The sequence below is a fragment of the Stenotrophomonas sp. LARHCG68 genome (genome assembly GCF_052871705.1).
Map to the genome: position 1 here is coordinate 247,073 of NZ_JBIXJV010000001.1, position 16,111 is coordinate 263,183.

14 protein-coding genes are annotated in these 16,111 nt (G+C 67.4%); 5 read left to right on the forward strand and 9 right to left on the reverse strand.

What is annotated here, in order from left to right:
• Positions 1 to 36: 36 nt before the first annotated feature.
• The 3 genes from atpG (at position 37) to ACIPR8_RS01085 (ending at position 2,850) form a co-directional block, all read left to right on the forward strand.
• The gene (atpG, locus tag ACIPR8_RS01075; RefSeq protein ID WP_232146987.1) at positions 37 to 900 is read left to right on the forward strand and encodes a F0F1 ATP synthase subunit gamma; all 864 of its coding nucleotides are present in this window, start codon (positions 37 to 39) and stop codon (positions 898 to 900) included.
• Positions 901 to 937: 37 nt separating this feature from the next.
• Positions 938 to 2,344 (forward strand): F0F1 ATP synthase subunit beta, encoded by a 1,407-nt coding sequence (gene atpD, locus ACIPR8_RS01080; RefSeq protein WP_192287753.1) that lies wholly within the window; start codon positions 938 to 940, stop codon positions 2,342 to 2,344.
• A gap of 83 nt (positions 2,345 to 2,427) precedes the next feature.
• On the forward strand, positions 2,428 to 2,850 hold the full coding sequence (locus ACIPR8_RS01085) for a F0F1 ATP synthase subunit epsilon (RefSeq protein WP_132865768.1): 423 nt from the start codon (positions 2,428 to 2,430) through the stop codon (positions 2,848 to 2,850).
• A 230-nt stretch (positions 2,851 to 3,080) separates the two neighbouring features.
• Here the strand turns inward: ACIPR8_RS01085 and ACIPR8_RS01090 are convergent, their stop codons facing one another.
• Positions 3,081 to 3,458, reverse strand: a complete 378-nt coding sequence (locus tag ACIPR8_RS01090; RefSeq protein WP_192287752.1) for a GtrA family protein — start codon at positions 3,456 to 3,458, stop codon at positions 3,081 to 3,083.
• Positions 3,455 to 5,323, reverse strand: coding sequence for a hypothetical protein (locus ACIPR8_RS01095; RefSeq protein WP_446539899.1), 1,869 nt, complete (start codon positions 5,321 to 5,323; stop codon positions 3,455 to 3,457). The genes ACIPR8_RS01090 and ACIPR8_RS01095 overlap by 4 nt, the downstream gene beginning before the upstream one ends.
• Positions 5,324 to 5,528: 205 nt before the next feature.
• On the opposite strand from ACIPR8_RS01095, the gene glmU reads away from it, so the two are divergent.
• Positions 5,529 to 6,896: a bifunctional UDP-N-acetylglucosamine diphosphorylase/glucosamine-1-phosphate N-acetyltransferase GlmU gene (gene glmU, locus ACIPR8_RS01100; protein ID WP_323438706.1), complete on the forward strand. Its 1,368-nt coding sequence runs from the start codon at positions 5,529 to 5,531 to the stop codon at positions 6,894 to 6,896.
• Complete coding sequence (locus ACIPR8_RS01105; RefSeq protein ID WP_313252308.1) at positions 6,865 to 7,398, forward strand: GNAT family N-acetyltransferase; 534 nt, start codon at positions 6,865 to 6,867, stop codon at positions 7,396 to 7,398. The genes glmU and ACIPR8_RS01105 overlap by 32 nt, the downstream gene beginning before the upstream one ends.
• A 16-nt stretch (positions 7,399 to 7,414) precedes the next feature.
• On the opposite strand, the gene ACIPR8_RS01110 is transcribed toward ACIPR8_RS01105, so the two are convergent.
• The 7 genes from ACIPR8_RS01110 to ACIPR8_RS01140 all read right to left on the reverse strand — a co-directional run bounded on the left by ACIPR8_RS01110 (position 7,415) and on the right by ACIPR8_RS01140 (position 16,102).
• Positions 7,415 to 8,767 carry a sensor histidine kinase gene (locus tag ACIPR8_RS01110; protein WP_446540611.1) on the reverse strand — a complete coding sequence of 451 codons (1,353 nt, stop codon included), beginning with the start codon at positions 8,765 to 8,767 and terminating at the stop codon, positions 7,415 to 7,417.
• A gap of 10 nt (positions 8,768 to 8,777) precedes the next feature.
• Entirely contained in the window at positions 8,778 to 10,124 is a 1,347-nt protein-coding gene (locus tag ACIPR8_RS01115; RefSeq protein ID WP_132865762.1) for a sigma-54-dependent transcriptional regulator, read from the reverse strand.
• 126 nt (positions 10,125 to 10,250) lie between these two features.
• Positions 10,251 to 10,730 (reverse strand): nuclear transport factor 2 family protein, encoded by a 480-nt coding sequence (locus tag ACIPR8_RS01120; protein WP_446539900.1) that lies wholly within the window; start codon positions 10,728 to 10,730, stop codon positions 10,251 to 10,253.
• A gap of 16 nt (positions 10,731 to 10,746) precedes the next feature.
• The gene (locus ACIPR8_RS01125; RefSeq protein WP_192287747.1) at positions 10,747 to 11,970 is read right to left on the reverse strand and encodes an ABC transporter permease; all 1,224 of its coding nucleotides are present in this window, start codon (positions 11,968 to 11,970) and stop codon (positions 10,747 to 10,749) included.
• Positions 11,971 to 12,076: 106 nt separating this feature from the next.
• Complete coding sequence (locus tag ACIPR8_RS01130) at positions 12,077 to 13,390, reverse strand: ABC transporter permease (RefSeq protein WP_446539901.1); 1,314 nt, start codon at positions 13,388 to 13,390, stop codon at positions 12,077 to 12,079.
• A gap of 18 nt (positions 13,391 to 13,408) precedes the next feature.
• Positions 13,409 to 14,632 (reverse strand): ABC transporter permease, encoded by a 1,224-nt coding sequence (locus ACIPR8_RS01135; RefSeq protein WP_132865758.1) that lies wholly within the window; start codon positions 14,630 to 14,632, stop codon positions 13,409 to 13,411.
• 165 nt (positions 14,633 to 14,797) lie between these two features.
• On the reverse strand, positions 14,798 to 16,102 hold the full coding sequence (locus ACIPR8_RS01140) for an ABC transporter permease (RefSeq protein ID WP_192287744.1): 1,305 nt from the start codon (positions 16,100 to 16,102) through the stop codon (positions 14,798 to 14,800).
• Positions 16,103 to 16,111 lie beyond the last annotated feature (9 nt).

The following is a 16,111-nucleotide window of genomic DNA, read 5'->3' on the forward strand; positions in this document are numbered from 1 at the left end:
AAAGCGGGGCTCAGCCCCGCTCTACGGGAATAAGAGATGGCAAGCGGACGCGAAATCAAAACCAAGATCAAGAGCGTGCAGAACACCCGCAAGGTGACGCGCGCGCTCGAAATGGTCTCGGCCTCCAAGATCCGCAAGGCGCAGGATCGGATGAAGACCTCGCGTCCGTACGCGCAGGCGATGAAGCAGGTGATCGGCCACCTGGCCCAGGCCAGCACCGATTTCCAGCACCCGTTCCTGGTTGAGCGCGAGAACGTCAAGCGCGTGGGCTACATCGTGATCTCTTCCGATCGCGGTCTGGCCGGCGGCCTGAACAACAACCTGTTCCGCAAGGCTGTGGCAGAAATGCGCACCTGGCAGGAAAAGGGCGCCGAGATCGACATGGTGACCGTCGGCCAGAAGGCCAGCGTGTTCTTCCGTCGCGTCAACGTGAACATGGTCGGCAGCGTCACCCACATCGGCGACCAGCCGAAGCTGGAAACGCTGATCGGCGTGATCAAGGTCATGCTCGACGCCTTCACCGAAGGCAAGGTCGACCGCGTGTACCTGGTCTACAACCGTTTCATCAACACGATGACGCAGAAGGCCTCCTTCGACCAGCTGCTGCCGTTGCCGGCCAGCGAAACGCAGGTGGCTTCGCACGACTGGGACTACCTGTACGAACCCGATGCCGCGACCGTGCTCGAGCACGTGATCACGCGTTACATCGAGTCGCTGGTGTACCAGGCCGTGCTGGAGAACGTTGCTTCCGAGCATGCGGCACGCATGGTGGCGATGAAGGCGGCGAGCGACAACGCGAACAAGCTGATCGGAACCCTGCAGCTGGTCTACAACAAGGCCCGCCAGGCAGCGATCACCCAGGAAATCTCCGAAATCGTCGGCGGCGCGGCAGCAGTCTGACGCGCACAGTCAAAGCACACATTTAGAGGATGCAGCAATGAGTCAGGGCAAGATCGTTCAGATCATCGGCGCGGTCGTCGACGTCGAATTCCCGCGCAGCGACGTACCGAAGGTGTACGACGCGCTGAAGGTGGAAAACACCGAAATCACGCTGGAAGTCCAGCAGCAGCTGGGTGACGGCATCGTCCGCACCATCGCCCTCGGTTCGACCGATGGCCTGAAGCGTGGCCTGGTCACCGTCAACACCAACCGCGCCATCTCGGTGCCGGTCGGTGCCGGTACCCTGGGCCGCATCATGGACGTGCTGGGTCGCCCGATCGACGAAGCCGGCCCGGTTGCCGCTTCGGACAACTGGGAAATCCACCGCGCCGCCCCGTCGTACGAAGACCAGTCTTCCTCGACCGAACTGCTGGAAACCGGCATCAAGGTGATCGACCTGATGTGCCCGTTCGCCAAGGGCGGCAAGGTTGGCCTGTTCGGCGGCGCCGGCGTCGGCAAGACCGTCAACATGATGGAGCTGATCAACAACATCGCCAAGGCGCACAGCGGCCTGTCCGTGTTCGCCGGCGTGGGTGAGCGTACCCGTGAGGGCAACGACTTCTACCACGAGATGAAGGACTCCAACGTCCTGGACAAGGTCGCGATGGTGTACGGCCAGATGAACGAGCCGCCGGGCAACCGTCTGCGCGTCGCCCTGACCGGCCTGACCATGGCCGAGTACTTCCGCGACGAGAAGGACGCCAACGGCAAGGGCAAGGACGTGCTGCTGTTCGTCGACAACATCTACCGCTACACGCTGGCCGGTACCGAAGTGTCGGCACTGCTGGGCCGCATGCCGTCGGCCGTGGGTTACCAGCCGACCCTGGCTGAGGAAATGGGCGTCCTGCAGGAGCGCATCACCTCGACCAAGACCGGTTCGATCACCTCGATCCAGGCCGTCTACGTGCCGGCCGATGACTTGACCGACCCGTCGCCGGCAACCACGTTCGCCCACTTGGACTCGACCGTGACCCTGTCGCGTTCGATCGCCTCGCTGGGTATCTACCCGGCCGTGGATCCGCTGGACTCGACCTCGCGCCAGATGGACCCGCAGGTCATCGGCAACGAGCATTACGAAACCGCCCAGCGCGTCCAGCAGACCCTGCAGAAGTACAAGGAACTGAAGGACATCATCGCCATCCTGGGCATGGACGAACTGTCCGAGGAAGACAAGCAGGCCGTGACCCGCGCCCGCAAGATTGAGCGCTTCTTCAGCCAGCCGTTCCACGTGGCCGAAGTGTTCACCGGCTCGCCGGGCAAGTACGTGCCGCTGAAGGACACCATCCGTGGCTTCAAGGCCATCGTGGACGGTGAGTACGACCACCTGCCGGAGCAGGCGTTCTACATGGTCGGCGGCATCGACGAAGCGGTCGAGAAGGCCAAGAAGATGGCTGAAAAGGCCTAATTCCCGCATAGGGCGGAGTTCGCTCCGCCTTCGCGGCATCCTGCGGTGGGCGCAGGCCCACCCAACCAGGCGAAGAGATTTCCATGAGCACCATCCGTTGCGACATCGTCAGTGCCGAGCAGCAGATCTTCAGCGGCGAAGCGACCCTGGTCGTGGCCACCGGTGAGCTGGGCGAGCTGGGCATCGCGCCCAAGCACGCACCGCTGATCACCCGCCTGAAGCCGGGCAAGGTCGTGGTCACCACGGCAGCTGGCGAGCACCTGGATTTCGCCATCTCCGGCGGGATCCTGGAAGTCCAGCCGCAGGTCGTGACCGTGCTGGCCGACACCGCCATCCGCGCCACCGATATCGACGAAGCTGCCGTGCGCAAGGCCAAGGAAGAAGCCGAGCGCGTGCTCGCCAACCGTGGCGAAGCCATGGAGCTGGCCGAAGCACAGCAGCGTCTGGCCGAAGTCACCGCGCAGTTGCAGGCGCTGGAGCGTCTGCGTCGCACCCTCAAGCACTGAGGCTGCCCGCAGCGCATGCGAGAACGCCGGCCCTGGGCCGGCGTTCTTGTTTGGGCGGCTGCAAGGCTGGAGGAAGCGTGCCAGCTCCGTGGAAAGCCCCTCTGATGCAGTGACCACCACCTCCCCCGGAGAGCGGATAAGCGGCGAGTGAGGGTTCCGTGCCGTGGTGGACGTGAACCGGTGCGGCAGGGTGGCAGGGAAATGCCGGTGCCATCAGCCGCCGCAGTGCGTCAGCGGTAGATCCAGTAGCGGGAGATGAAGAAGCTGGCGACGGCCAGTACCGCTTCGACCACCGGCTTGGCCAGCCATGCGTACTGCAGGCCGGCGCTGTGCCCGACCAAGCCGACGGCCCAGGTGCTGATGATGGTCAGCACGATCCAGGCAATGATGAAGCGCACCAGGTGCCGGCGGCCCAGCGGCGTGCTGGTGGAGAACGTGATCGTGCCGTTCAACCAGAAGCCGAGCAGGGCGCCGGTGATGCGCCCGCAGACGTTGGCCACCTCCAGGGGGACCCCGAAGTGGCTCAGGGCCACGGTGACCGCCCAATCCAGGATCCATTGCAGGAATCCCATCAGCAGGAACAGCCAGCCTTGGCGGGCGAGCGTCATGGCGTGTTTTCCGCGGGGATCGACCACCATTCGACCTGACGGACGGTATCGCGGTGGGTGGCGTGCGCCAACTCCAATGCGGCGCGTTGGGCAGGAGTTACGGTCTCGCTGTGCAGGATCACGTCACTGACCCCTTCGTTCCGCAGTACGGCGAGCCAGGCTTGGCCGCTGGCATCCCCGGCCGCCCCGATGGCTGCCTGTGACAGCGGCGGCGAGTACCAGCTGAGGGTGCGGCCGCGACTGCCAAATTCAGCGTAGAACGCCTGCGCAGGGTCCAGTAGCAGCACGTTGCCTTGCGGCCCGCCGCCATCGCGCATGGCCTTGGCCAGAATGCGTTCCGGTGCGTAGTGCTCCAGCAGCGGCGCGTCGCGCCCCGCGGCTTTCACGGTCTCCTTGACGGCGCCATAGCGCAGCGTCCAGTGAGCGCTTGCCTGGAAGCACAACTGCAGCACGCACAGCCCGATCGCGATCCATGTGGCATGGCGCAGGTTCACCCGGCACATCGCCGTGACCAGCACCGCAGCCAACACCGCCAACCCGGGATAGGCGTAGCGCATGTATTGCAGGGGCAACAGCGGTAGCAGCAGTACCAGCGAGGCGGCGATGGCGGCGGCACGGGTGCCGCGGTTGAACAGCGCCAGCAGCCAGGGACCGAGCAGTGCGACCAGCACGAAGCTGCCGCCACCGGCGAACGCTTCGAGGAATCGGTCGGTATGGAAGCTCATCTGCCACAACAGCAAGGGGCTGAAGCCGCTGTGCCAGCGGTCATCGAAGAAGTTGGTGGGCGCGTAGTACGGCGACTGGAACCAACCGTTGAGCAGCGGCAGCACCGGGTTGCCGGCCAGGACCTGGCCGTGCGCGTAGCTGGCGCCGGCGACCGCCAGCCCCAGCAGGAACACCGCGCCAATGCGTGGCAGCGATGGCCACGGATGGCGGATCAGGGCCCAGAGCAACGGCACCACCGCCATCACCGCGGCGGAGGTCTTGATTGCCGCCAGACCGCCGCACAGCACGGCCAGTGCCAGCCAGAAGCGGAAACTGCCATCGCGGGGGCCGGCGACGAGCGCGAACAGCCAGGCCAGCGCAGCGGCGATCGGCAGCTCGGTCTGCATGCCGCCGGCCAGTGCCGTGGTCAGCGGCTGGCTCAGCGCCACGGCCGCGGCCAGCCAGCGGCCAGCGACGGGTGCATCCAATCGGGCGGCCAGCTGCCAGAGCCCGCTGGCGAGCAGCAGCAGCCACAGGGCGTTGACCGGCCCGCGCGCTTCCTGGTGGGCGATCAGCTGGGTGACGGCCTGTACCACGTCCGAGGCCCAGGGCGCGAACGCCCACACCTGCTGTTCGGGTGCCGGGCTGTAGAAGCCCTGTTGCTGCAGCTGCCACGGCAGGCGCAGGTGATAGGCCAGGTCGTCGTACTGCAGGGTGGGCAGCCAGCAACTGGCTGCAGCCAGGCCCATCACGATCACGCAGAACGTGGCCAGCCGTGGCGTCGCGGCAACGGCCGATTGCCAGTGGCTGGCAGCTTCATGCAGCGTGCCGGTTACCTGGGTGCGGCGGATGGCCAGCAGTGCCACGCAGGCCAGCAGATACCCCCAGCCGTTGTGAATGGGCAACGTGAGCAGCCAGCCGAGGGTTCCTGCGATCAGCAGCAGGCCGAGCACGGCCTGCAGACCGATCGGGCCACGCGGGAGCAGCAGGCTGCCGGCGGCGATCGCAGCCAGAGCCAGCAAGGCGGTGGCGAACACCGGCAGCGGGCCGGCGAACACGCACAGCAGCACGCCCCACAGGGCCAGTGCCCAGCTTGCCTGCGCACCACGCCACAGCCGGGCCGGAAGCCAGGACAGGCCGGCGACCAACAGGCCGAGCACCAGCAATTCGCCAGCCCTGCTGAGGGGCCGGGTCGCCCATAACTCCGGTGTTGCCAGGCCAATGAGCAGGGCGAGCGGTCCGAGCCAGACAAGAGGCCGGGCCAGACGTGCAGGAGGCGCTTCCATTCGGTTCTGCAGGAGATAGGGGCGGTCGCCTATGCTATCAGCCAACGAACGCATTCCTGTATTGGCAGGTGGAAAACCGATGAGTCATCCCTTACATGTGATCATCCTGGCTGCTGGCGCTGGCAAACGCATGAAGTCAGTGTTGCCCAAGGTGCTGCAGCCCATCGCCGGGCGCCCGATGCTGGCGCATGTCATCGAAGCGGCGCGGCAGCTGCAGCCGGCGGGTATCCACGTGGTCTACGGCCATGGCGGTGAAGCGGTGCGCACGGCCTTCGCCGGACAGACGGACCTGGTCTGGGCCGAGCAGAAGGAACAGCTGGGCACCGGCCACGCGGTCCAGCAGGCGATGCCGGACGTGCCGGACATGGCGCAGGTGCTGGTGCTGTATGGCGACGTGCCACTGATCCGCGCGCAGACCCTGCAGGCGTTGATCGACGATGCACCGCGCCTGGCGGTGCTGGTCGCCGATCTGGATGACCCGACCGGCTACGGGCGGATCGTGCGCGATGCCGAGGGCAAGGTGGCCGCGATCGTCGAGCAGAAGGATGCCGACGATGAGCACAAGCGCATCCGCACCATCAACACCGGCATCATCACCGCCGAGTCGACCGCGCTGCGGCGCTGGTTGTCGGCGCTGTCCAACGCCAACGCGCAGGGCGAGTACTACCTGACCGACGTGTTCGCCTCGGCGGCCTCGGAGTACACGCCGGCCGGGTTGGTGCACGTGGCCGACGCGCAGGAGGCCGAGGGCGCGAATGATCCGTGGCAGCTGTCGCAGCTGGAGCGGGCCTGGCAGCTGCGCGCGGCCAGGGCATTGTGCGAGCAGGGTGCCCGCCTGCTCGACCCGGCGCGCCTGGACCAGCGTGGCACGGTGAAGGTCGGCCGTGACGTGCAGATCGATGCCAACGTGGTGCTGGAAGGCGAGGTTGAACTGGGTGACGGGGTGAGCATCGGCGCGTTCGTGCGGCTGAAGGACGTCAAGCTCGGTGCCGGCACCGAAGTGCGCCCGCACTGCGACCTGGAAGGCGTGGTCAGCGAAGGCGCCGCGCAGATCGGCCCGTTCGCGCGGCTGCGGCCGGGCACGGTGCTGGCCGACGGCGTGCACGTGGGCAACTTCGTGGAGACCAAGAAGGCCACGCTGGGCAAGGGCAGCAAGGCCAACCACCTGACCTACCTGGGCGATGCGGTGATCGGCAGCGGCACCAACATCGGCGCCGGCACCATCACCTGCAACTACGACGGCGTGAACAAGTTCCAGACCGTCATCGGCGACAAGGTGTTCGTCGGCTCCAACAGCTCGCTGGTGGCGCCGGTGACCCTGGCCGACGGCGCGACCATCGGTGCCGGCTCGGTGATCACCCGCGATGCGCCGGAAGGAAAGCTGACCGTGGCGCGCACCCGGCAGCAGACCATCGATGGCTGGACACGGCCCGTCAAGAAGTCCTGAGCCGCGCCTGGCGCGGCCGGAGGAGCTGGCGCTGCTGCCGTTGATCGAGCAGCAGGCCGGGCAGCGCCTGCGCGGGCATCCGGCGTGGGCGGTGTTTTCTGCCTGCCCGACCGATGTGGCGGCGTTCGCCCAGGGCTTGTACGCGCGTTCGTTGTGGGTTGCCGAAAGCGCGCAGGGCGGGATCGCCGGCTATCTGTTGGCCGGCGTGCTGGATGAGGATTTCCACGTGCTGCAGATGGATGTCTCGCCGCAGCAGGGCCGCCAGGGACACGGGCGGGCGTTGTTGCGGCATGCGCTGGCACAGGGCGCCGGCCGCGGACATCGACGCGCGGTGCTGACCACCCTGAGCGACGTGCCGTGGAACGCCGGCTTCTATGCGAGCGAAGGCTTTGCCGTGTGGCCACGCGAAAGCTGGAGCGCGGCGATGCACGCGGTGATGGCCGAGGAGGCCGCCGCGGGCTTCCCGATGGCGTTGCGTGTGGCGATGCAGCGGACGCTGTGAGCGAGGGAACTGTCGCCTAGTCGTGCGGCAGCAGCACTGTCACGCACAGACCGCCCTCGGTGCGGTTCTGCAGCGAGATCCGGCCGGCGTGGGCCTCGATGATCTCGCGGGTCAGGGCCAGGCCCAGGCCGGTGCCGTTGCGCTTGGTGGAGTAGAACGGCATCAGCGCGTTCTGCAGCACCGCTTCGTTCATGCCGATGCCACGGTCCAGGATCTCGATGCGCAGCCAATGTGGCAGGCGCGCCAGGCGCACTTCCACGCCCTCGCCGGCGGCGCCGTTGTCGTCACTAGCCTCGTGCGCGTTCTTGAGCAGGTTCAGCAGCGCCTGGGCGAACTGGGCCGGGTCCAGGCGGCTGCTCAGGTCCTCCGGCACCGGTTCCATGCGGAACGGGATCTGCTGCTGCAGGCTGTGCAGGAAGTTGGCCCAGATGACCGTCTGCAACTGTGGCTGCGGCAGCTTGGCGAAACGCGCGTAGCCACGGATGAAACCCTCCAGGTGGCGCGCGCGTTCCTCGATGGTGCCGAAGATGTTCTCCAGCCGCTCGGTGCGGTTGCGTCGCACCAGTTCGGCGCCGGAATGGGCGAGCGAGGCGATGGGTGCCAGCGAGTTGTTGAGCTCGTGGCTGATGACGCGGATCACCTTCTTCCAGGTCTGCACTTCCTGGCGGCGCAGTTCGGCGGTGAGCAGGCGAAGCAGCAGCAGTTCGTGCGGGCGGCCATTGAGATGGAAGTTGCGGCGTGACAGGTGGTAGATCTGCTCGTCGTCCTCATCGCCCTCGAAGGCCTCCGGGTCGCGAACTGCGAACAGGCTGTCGCCGCCGCGCGAGATGGCGTTGCGCAGCTCGGTGGGCATGTTCTCCAGCAGGTCGGGCATGCGCTGGCCTTCCAGCTTCCAGCCACCGTGCAGCAGTTTGCGTGCGGCGACGTTGGAGAACGCCACGCGCTGGATGCCGTCGCCGCCGTCGGTCAACAGCAGCATCGCCACCGGCGTGTTCTGCACCATGGTGTCCAGCAGCAGCTCGCGCTGCACCAGCGATTGCCGCTGTTCGCGCAGCACCTCGCCCAGTTCGGCATGGGCCTGCACCAGCTGGGCGAACTCATCCTTGCCGCGCCAGTGCACGCCGAAGTTGTATTCGCCGTCGCGGTAGCTGCTGGTGGTGCCGGACAGGGCACGCAGCAACGAGCGGATCGGTGCGGTGGCCCGGCGCAGCGCCCACCACATCAGGGAAAGCAGGATCACCGTGGAGGTGGCCACCACCCACCAGCCATGGTCCATCCAGTAGGCCAGCAGCCACGGCAACGCGGCGGCCAGCGCCAGCACCGGCAGCAGGCGCAGGAACAGGGTGAGGGTGAACGAGCGCGACTTCAGCATGGCCGTGTCATTCGCGCGGGATGCCGTGGCGGTCCATGCGCCGGTACAGCGCCTGCCGGCTCATGCCCAGCTCGGCGGCGGCCTGGGCGATGACGCCGCCGGCGTGCGACAGCGCGGCGATGATGCGTTCGCGGTCCGGCTCCTCGGCGCCGTGCGCGGCGGTCGGGCGCGCGGGGGCGCGCGGCAGGTTGAGGTCGGCCACCTCGATGCGCGGCCCCTGCGCGAGCAGGGCGGCGCGCTGGATCACGTTGCGCAGTTCGCGCACGTTGCCCGGCCAGGTGTGGCGCTGCAGCGCCTGCGCGGCCTGCGGCGAGAGCGGCTTGTTGTCCTGCCCGAGGAAGAACCGCGCCAGCGGCAGGATGTCCTCGCGGCGTTCGCCCAGCGGCGGCAGCACCAGTTCGACGGTGTTGAGCCGGTAGTACAGGTCTTCGCGGAAGCTGCCATCACGGATCATCGCCGGCAGGTCGGCATTGGTGGCGCTGACCACGCGCACCTTGACCTGGCGCTCGCGGTTGGAGCCCAGCCGCTCGAAGCGGCCGGTTTCCAGCACGCGCAGCAGCTTCATCTGCCCGGTCAGCGACAGGTTGCCGATCTCGTCCAGGAACAGCGTGCCGCCATCGGCGGCCTCGAACTTGCCCTCGCGCGCCTTGTTGGCGCCGGTGTAGGCACCGGCCTCGGCGCCGAACAGTTCGGCCTCGATCAGTTCGGCCGGGATGGCACCGCAGTTGAGGGCGACGAACGGGCCTTTGCGGTTGGGCGAATTGGCCTGGATGATCTCGGCGATCTTCTCCTTGCCGGCGCCGTTGGGGCCGGTGATCAGCACGGGCAGGTCGGAGCGGGCGACCTGGCAGGCCAGGGCGATCACCCGTTCGCTGGCCGGGTCGGCGAACACCACGCCGCGCAGGTCGTAACGCTCGTTCAGGCTCTTGCGCTGGGCCAGCTCGCGCTGGCGGCGACGGGCCAGCTCGCGGCGGGTCTCGGCCAGCTCCAGCAGGTTGTTGACCGTGGTCAGCAGGCGGCCATCGTCCCAGGGCTTGGCCAGGTAGTCGGCGGCACCGGCCTTGACCAGTTCCACCGCGCTGTCCAGGTGGGTCCAGGCGGTGAGCAGGATCACCGGCAGGTCCGGATAGGCCTGGCGGATGTCACGGAACAACGCCTGGCCTTCCTCGCCGGAGGTGGTGTCGGCGGTGAAGTTCATGTCCTGCAGGACCAGGTCGAACTCCTGCTCGGCCAGCATCGCCAGCCCCTGCTCGGGCGAGCTGGCGTGGCGGGTGTCGATGTCATGCAGGGAGAACAGCACCTCCAGTGCGGTGGCCACGGCGGCGTTGTCGTCGATGATCAGGATCTGCGGCATGGGAATCGTGGAAACCGGAAGGGAGGCGGCAACAGGACGTCGGGTCCAGCACATTACACGCTAGCGGTGGCGCTGGCAGCGGGGCCGGTTGCCGGCAGGCCAGGCGGCCCCGCTGCCGGAGCGGCGTCATCGTGCGCTGTCGGCGGCGATCGCGCGGTGCCCATAGCTGAGCACCCGCGTGATCTGCCATTGCCCATCGCGCAGGCGCCAGACGATGGTGAAGTCGGCCAGCCCTTCGCATTTGCCGCTGGCGCTGTCGCAGAAGCGGTGCTGGCCGCGCGCGATGGCACCGAAGTCCTTCACCGGGAAGACCTCCAGCGTTTCCGGCAGCAGTTCGCGGGTGAAGTGGCCGCAGGCATGCCTGGCGGTGTTGGCGAGCATGGCATCACGCGTCCAGGTGACGCCGCCGGTGTCGTGGTAGAACTCCACCGCCGCATCGAAGTAGCTGGCGTGGCGACGCAGCTGCGCCGGGTCCGAACAGTGGTTGAAGCTGTCGAACACCGCGTGGTCCAGCGCGGTGATGGTCGCGGTCAGGTCGTCTCCTTCGGCGGCCATCGCCGGCGTGCAGGCCAGTGCGAGCAGCAAGGGGAGCAGGGGGGTCTTCATCGATACCTCGCCAGGTTCAGGCGCTGCGCGTGGCAACGGCCGGTGGGATGGAAGCCGCCCGGCGCGCCGGGCCGAGCACCGCCAGCTGGCCAAGCAGCCAGAGCAGCAGCGCGGCGACGGGCAGGTAGGCCAATGGCAGGCGCGGCAGTTCGTAGTAGTGCATCAGCAGCAGGTTCAGGCCATAGGCCAGCAGCAGGCCGAGCACGATGCCGGCGCTGCTGAGCATGAAGTTCTCCACCTGGAAGTAACGCAGGATGTTGCCGCGCGTGGCCCCCAGCGCCCGCCGGATACCGATCTGCTTGGTGCGCTGCTGCACCCAGAAGCTGGCCAGGCCGAGCACGCCGAACGCGGTGACCGCCAACAGCGCGGCGCTGACGGCCAGCAGCAGCCAGATCACGGAGCGGTCGCGCTGGTGGAAGTCGGCCCGCATCTGTTCCAGCGTGCCCTGCTGTTCGATGAGGCGGTTCGGGTCGGTGGCGTGGAGCGCGTCGATGGCGGCCTTCAGCACCGCCTCGCGCTGGTCCGGCGTGGTGCGGATCGCGTACGCACCATTGGAGACCCGGATCGGGAACATCATGGAGTGGTAGCGGTTGGCGAAGGTACCCGCCTCGCCCGGCGCGAGCAGGTCCTCGATCACTCCGACCACCGGTGACGGCGGTTGTTTCTCGCCCCACACGTACAGCTGCTTGCCCACCGCGTCCTGGCCCGGGAACAGCGTCTGCGCCAGCGAACGGCCCAGGATGACGGCGGGGATGCCGGTGCCGACCTGGTTCGGATCGAAGCTGCTGTTGTCGATGTATTCGTCGGGGTTGAAGCCGCGGCCCTGGGCGATCCGCAGCGCGAAGGTCTGCTGCATGCGGCCATCGTCCATGTAGATGGCCGCGGTCGCGGAGGGACGGGTCTGGCTTGCCTCCAGACGCACATCGGAGGACCAGATGTTGCCGCCGTAGGGGATCTGGTTGACGCTGCTGACCGCCTGCACGCCGGGGATCGCGGCCAGCGCCTGGAGGTCCTGCTTGCGCAGCGCGTCCATGTTGACGTCCGGCAGCAGGCTGCTGGTGGCCAGGTAGACCAGCTCGTCATCGGCAACGCCGCTGCTGAGCTGCAGCTCGGCGATGCGGTTGCGGATGATGAACACCGCGTTGCAGATGATGGCGCAGCTCAGTGCGATCTCCAGCACGATCAGCAGGGCGGCGGTCTTGTGCCGCGACAGCGTGGTGAGGATGGGGAGGATTTCCATGGTCATCTGCCTGGGAGTGCGGGGAGCGCGTCGGACGATGGACGGGGCCCGGAAAAAAGGGGAGAGCCGGAGCGTCTCTCCCCAAGCAGGTCCGGTCCGAAGCGCATTACTGGCTCTTGAGCTGCAGGGCTGGCGGCACCTTCATCGCGCGCCAGGCCGGCAACAGGCCGGCAAGCAGGCTGACGGTGACGGCCAGGGCGAAGGTCAGCCACAGCGTGGTGGTGTCCATGTGGGCGAGCTTGGCGTATTCGTCGGGCTGCTGGCGGATCAGCCACAGGCCGAAGGCGGCGAAGCCCAACCCCAGCGCGCCGCCGACGAAGCCGATCACGCCGGCTTCGGTCAGGCATTGCCGGAAGATGTCCGCGCGGGATGCGCCGAGCGAGCGGCGGATGCCGATCTCGCCGCTGCGGCGCAGGAACTTGGCCAGCAGCAGGCTCACCGTGTTGAGCAGGCAGACCAGCAGGAAGCCGAACGCCAGCCACATCTGCAGGCGCACGTCGTTGGGCACGATGCGGTTGAAGTCCAGCCAGTCCATCACGCTGTACAGGCGCACGTTGGTGGGGCGTTCGAAGCGACCACTGGCGCGCTGGCTGTCGGAGTAGTCGGCCAGGTACTTGAGGTAGTCCCGCGCCTTCTGGGGCGAGTCCAGCTCCACCCAATACTGCAGCCATGCGCAGGGCGCGTTGAGGCCATAATTGCCGCCGTCCACGCCGCTGCTGTTGCCCCAGCAATGCACGCTGCCCTGCGTGTCCAGCTTCAGTGCGCGCGAGGTCGAGAACGGCAGCAGCACCTGCTCGTCGCCACCGTAGCGCTGGCTGCTCAGGTCGTAGAAGCGCGGGGCCGGGCGCCAGTCGTCCATCACGCCGACCACCCGGAACACGCCCTGCGGCAGCCGCATTTCCCGGCCCACCGCGGTATCGTTGCCGAACAGGGTGGCGGCCAGCTTGCGGTCGATGACCGCCACCTGCGCGCGGGCCTCGTCATCGGCCGCGTTCCAGGCATTGCCGCTGTGCAGCGGCACGTCGAACATCGCGAAGAAGTCGGCCGAGGTGTAGCGCGCCATCGCCCGGAACGGCTGGGCCGCGCTGCCGGCCGGCTGCACGGTGACCGCGCCGGCCGACATCACCGCCTGGCGGTCGGCGCGTTTCTGCCGCAGCAGCTCCTCGGCGTCATAGCGGCTCATCTGCCGCGGTGGATCCTTGTCCAGCGTGGCGTCCTTGCCCAGCGTGCGGGGTTCCAGCTGCGCGTAGTACAGCTGGCCGCTCTTGTGCGGGATGGGGTCGCCGGAGAGCACGAAGTACAGCCCCAGCGTGGTCATCGTCGCACCGATGCCGACCGCGATGGTCAGCACCATGAGCGTGGTCAGCACCTTGTTGCGGCCGAAGCCGCGCAAGGCCAGTTGCAGGTAGTAGCCGAACATGGGATCCCTTTGTCGTGGTCAGGCGCTGCGGGTGGCCACGGCCGGCGGGATCGAGGCGGCACGACGGGCCGGGCCGAACACCGCGATCTGCCCGATCACCCACAGCAACACCGCACCGACCGGCAGGTACAGCAACGGCAGGCGTGGCAGCTCGTAGCGCCCCATCAGCCAGTAGTTCAGGCTGTAGGCCAGCAGCATGCCCAGCACGATGCCGATGCCGGCCAGCAGGAAGTTCTCGGTCTGGAAGTAGCGCAGGATCTGCCCGCGGGTGGCGCCCAGGGCGCGCCGGATGCCGATCTGCTTGGTGCGCTGCTGCACCCAGAAGCTGGCCAGGCCGATGATGCCCACCGCGGTCACCAGCAACAGCAGGCCGCTGACGATCAGCAGCAGGCCGATCATGTCGCGGTCGTTGGCGAAGTTCTTGGCGCGCTTCTCCTCGAGCGTGAGGTTGGTCCACACCAGCCGGTTCGGGTCGTTCTTCTCCAGGGTCGCCAATGCCTGCTTCATCACCTCGTCGCGGCGCGCCGGGTCGGCGACGCGGATGATGTAGCGGCCACCGCCGGAGAAGCTCATGCGGATCGGGAAGATCACCCCGTAGGTGCGGTTGTTGTTCTGCATGTTGGGGCGCAGCAGGGTCTTGGCCACGCCGACCACGGTGATCGGGATGCCCAGCATGTAGACGGTCTTGCCGACGGCGTTGCCATCGGGGAAGAACTGCCGGGCCATCGCGTCGGTGAGGATGGCGCTGGAAGGCATCTGCTCGGTGGCGGTGGTCTTGGACAGCTCTTCGTTGCTCCTGTACTCGTCGGCATTGAAGTCACGGCCGGCGAGCAGCTCCAGTCCCAGCGTCTTCACCATGTTCTCGCCGAACATGTACTGCGCGCCGTTGACCGACTGCGCATCGGGTTCGGGGCTGGCCGACAGCGAGGTATTCCACGAGCCGCTCTGGAACGGCAGCTGGTTGGTGATGGCGACGTTCTCCACGCCGGGGATGGCGCGCAGCGTGGCGATGTCTTCGGCGGTACGCGCATCGGCATCGACCTGCTCGCCGATGCCGCTCAGGCCGATCTCCAGCAGGTGGCTTTCGTCGATGCCGCTGGGGAGTTCCATGACTTCGATGCGCTGGGAGACGATGAACAGCGCGTTGCAGATGATCGCGCAGCTCAGCGCGATCTCCAGCACGATCAAGGCGGCGGCGGTCTTGTGCCGCGACAGCGTCGAGAGGATGGGGCGGATTTCCATGCGGGTTCTCCGGTGGAGCGAGGAGTAAGGTGAAGAGGTGCGAGGATGAAAGGGGAGTGGATCGAACCCTTCTTCAACCCCGCCCCCCGCCAGGCGTTGGGGACGGCACTACGCGGAAGGTCGTGGCGTGGCGGCTTGCCGCCGCGCACGCCCCGGCCCGGTACCTCATTGGCTCTTCAGCTGCAGTGCGGGCGTGACCTGCATGGCCCGCCAGGCGGGCAGGACGCCGGCCAGCAGGCTGGCGAACACGGCCAGCGCGAAGGTGACCAGCAGCATCGAGCCGTCCAGGTGGGCGAGCGAGGCGTACGCGGCGGGGCGCTGGCGTACCGCCCACAGGCCGAGCAGCGCGAACACCAGGCCGAGCATGCCGCCGGCCAGGCCGACGGTGCCGGCCTCGACCAGGCATTGCTTGAAGATCTCGCTGCGGCTGGCACCCAGTGCGCGACGCACGCCGATCTCGCCGCTACGGCGCAGGAACTTGGCCAGCAGCAGGCCCACCGTGTTGACCAGGCACACCAGCAGGAAGCCGAAGGCCAGCCACATCTGCAGGCGCACGTCGCCCGGCACGACCTGGGTGAAATCCATCCACTCCATCACGTTGCGCAGGCGGGTGTTGGCCGGGCGCTCGAAGCGACCGGAGGCACGCTGCTGCTCGGAATAGTTGTCCAGGTAGGCCTTGAAGTCACCGGCGTCGCTGGGCGAATCAAGCTCCACCCAGTACTGCACCCATGAGCAGGGCACGTTCAATGCCTGCGCGTCGTTGACGATCTCGCGGCCGAAGCAGTTCATGTTGCCGTTGCGCTCCAGCTTCAGGTCGATGAAGGTGGAGAACGGCAGCAGCACGCTTTCCTCGCGGTCGAAGCGGCCGGTGGTGATGTCGTAGAACTTCGGGCGCGGGTTCCAGTCGTTCAGCACGCCGACCACGCGCATCGCATGGCCTTCGATCAGCACGTCCTTGCCGACGCTGTTCTCACCCTTGAACAGCTTCTCGTTGAGGGACTTGCTGAGCACCGCCACGCGGCTGCGGCCGGCGTCCTCCCCGGCGCTCCAGCCGGTGCCGTACAGGAACGGGGTCTCGAACATCGGGAAGAAGTCGGCCGAGGTGTAGCGCATCTCGACGCTGAACGGCTTGAGCGCGTCCACGCGCGGATCGAGGATGCCACCGCCGCCGGTCATCATCGCCTGGCGTGGCGCCTTCTTCTGCCGCAGCAGTTCCTCGGCATCGAAGCGGGTCAGCTGCCGCTCCGGCTCCTCGCCCGGCTGGTAGCCCTCCTTCGTGTAGGGGTCCAGCTGCACGTAGAACAGCCGGTCGCTCTTCTGCGGGATCGGGTCGCCGGAGAGCACCTTGAACACGGTCAGCGTCGTCATCGCCGCGCCGATGCCCAGGGCGATCGCCAGCACCATCAGCGTGGTGAGGATCTTGTTGCGACCGAAACTGCGGATCGCGAGTTTGAAGTAGTAGCTGAACATGGGAAGTCC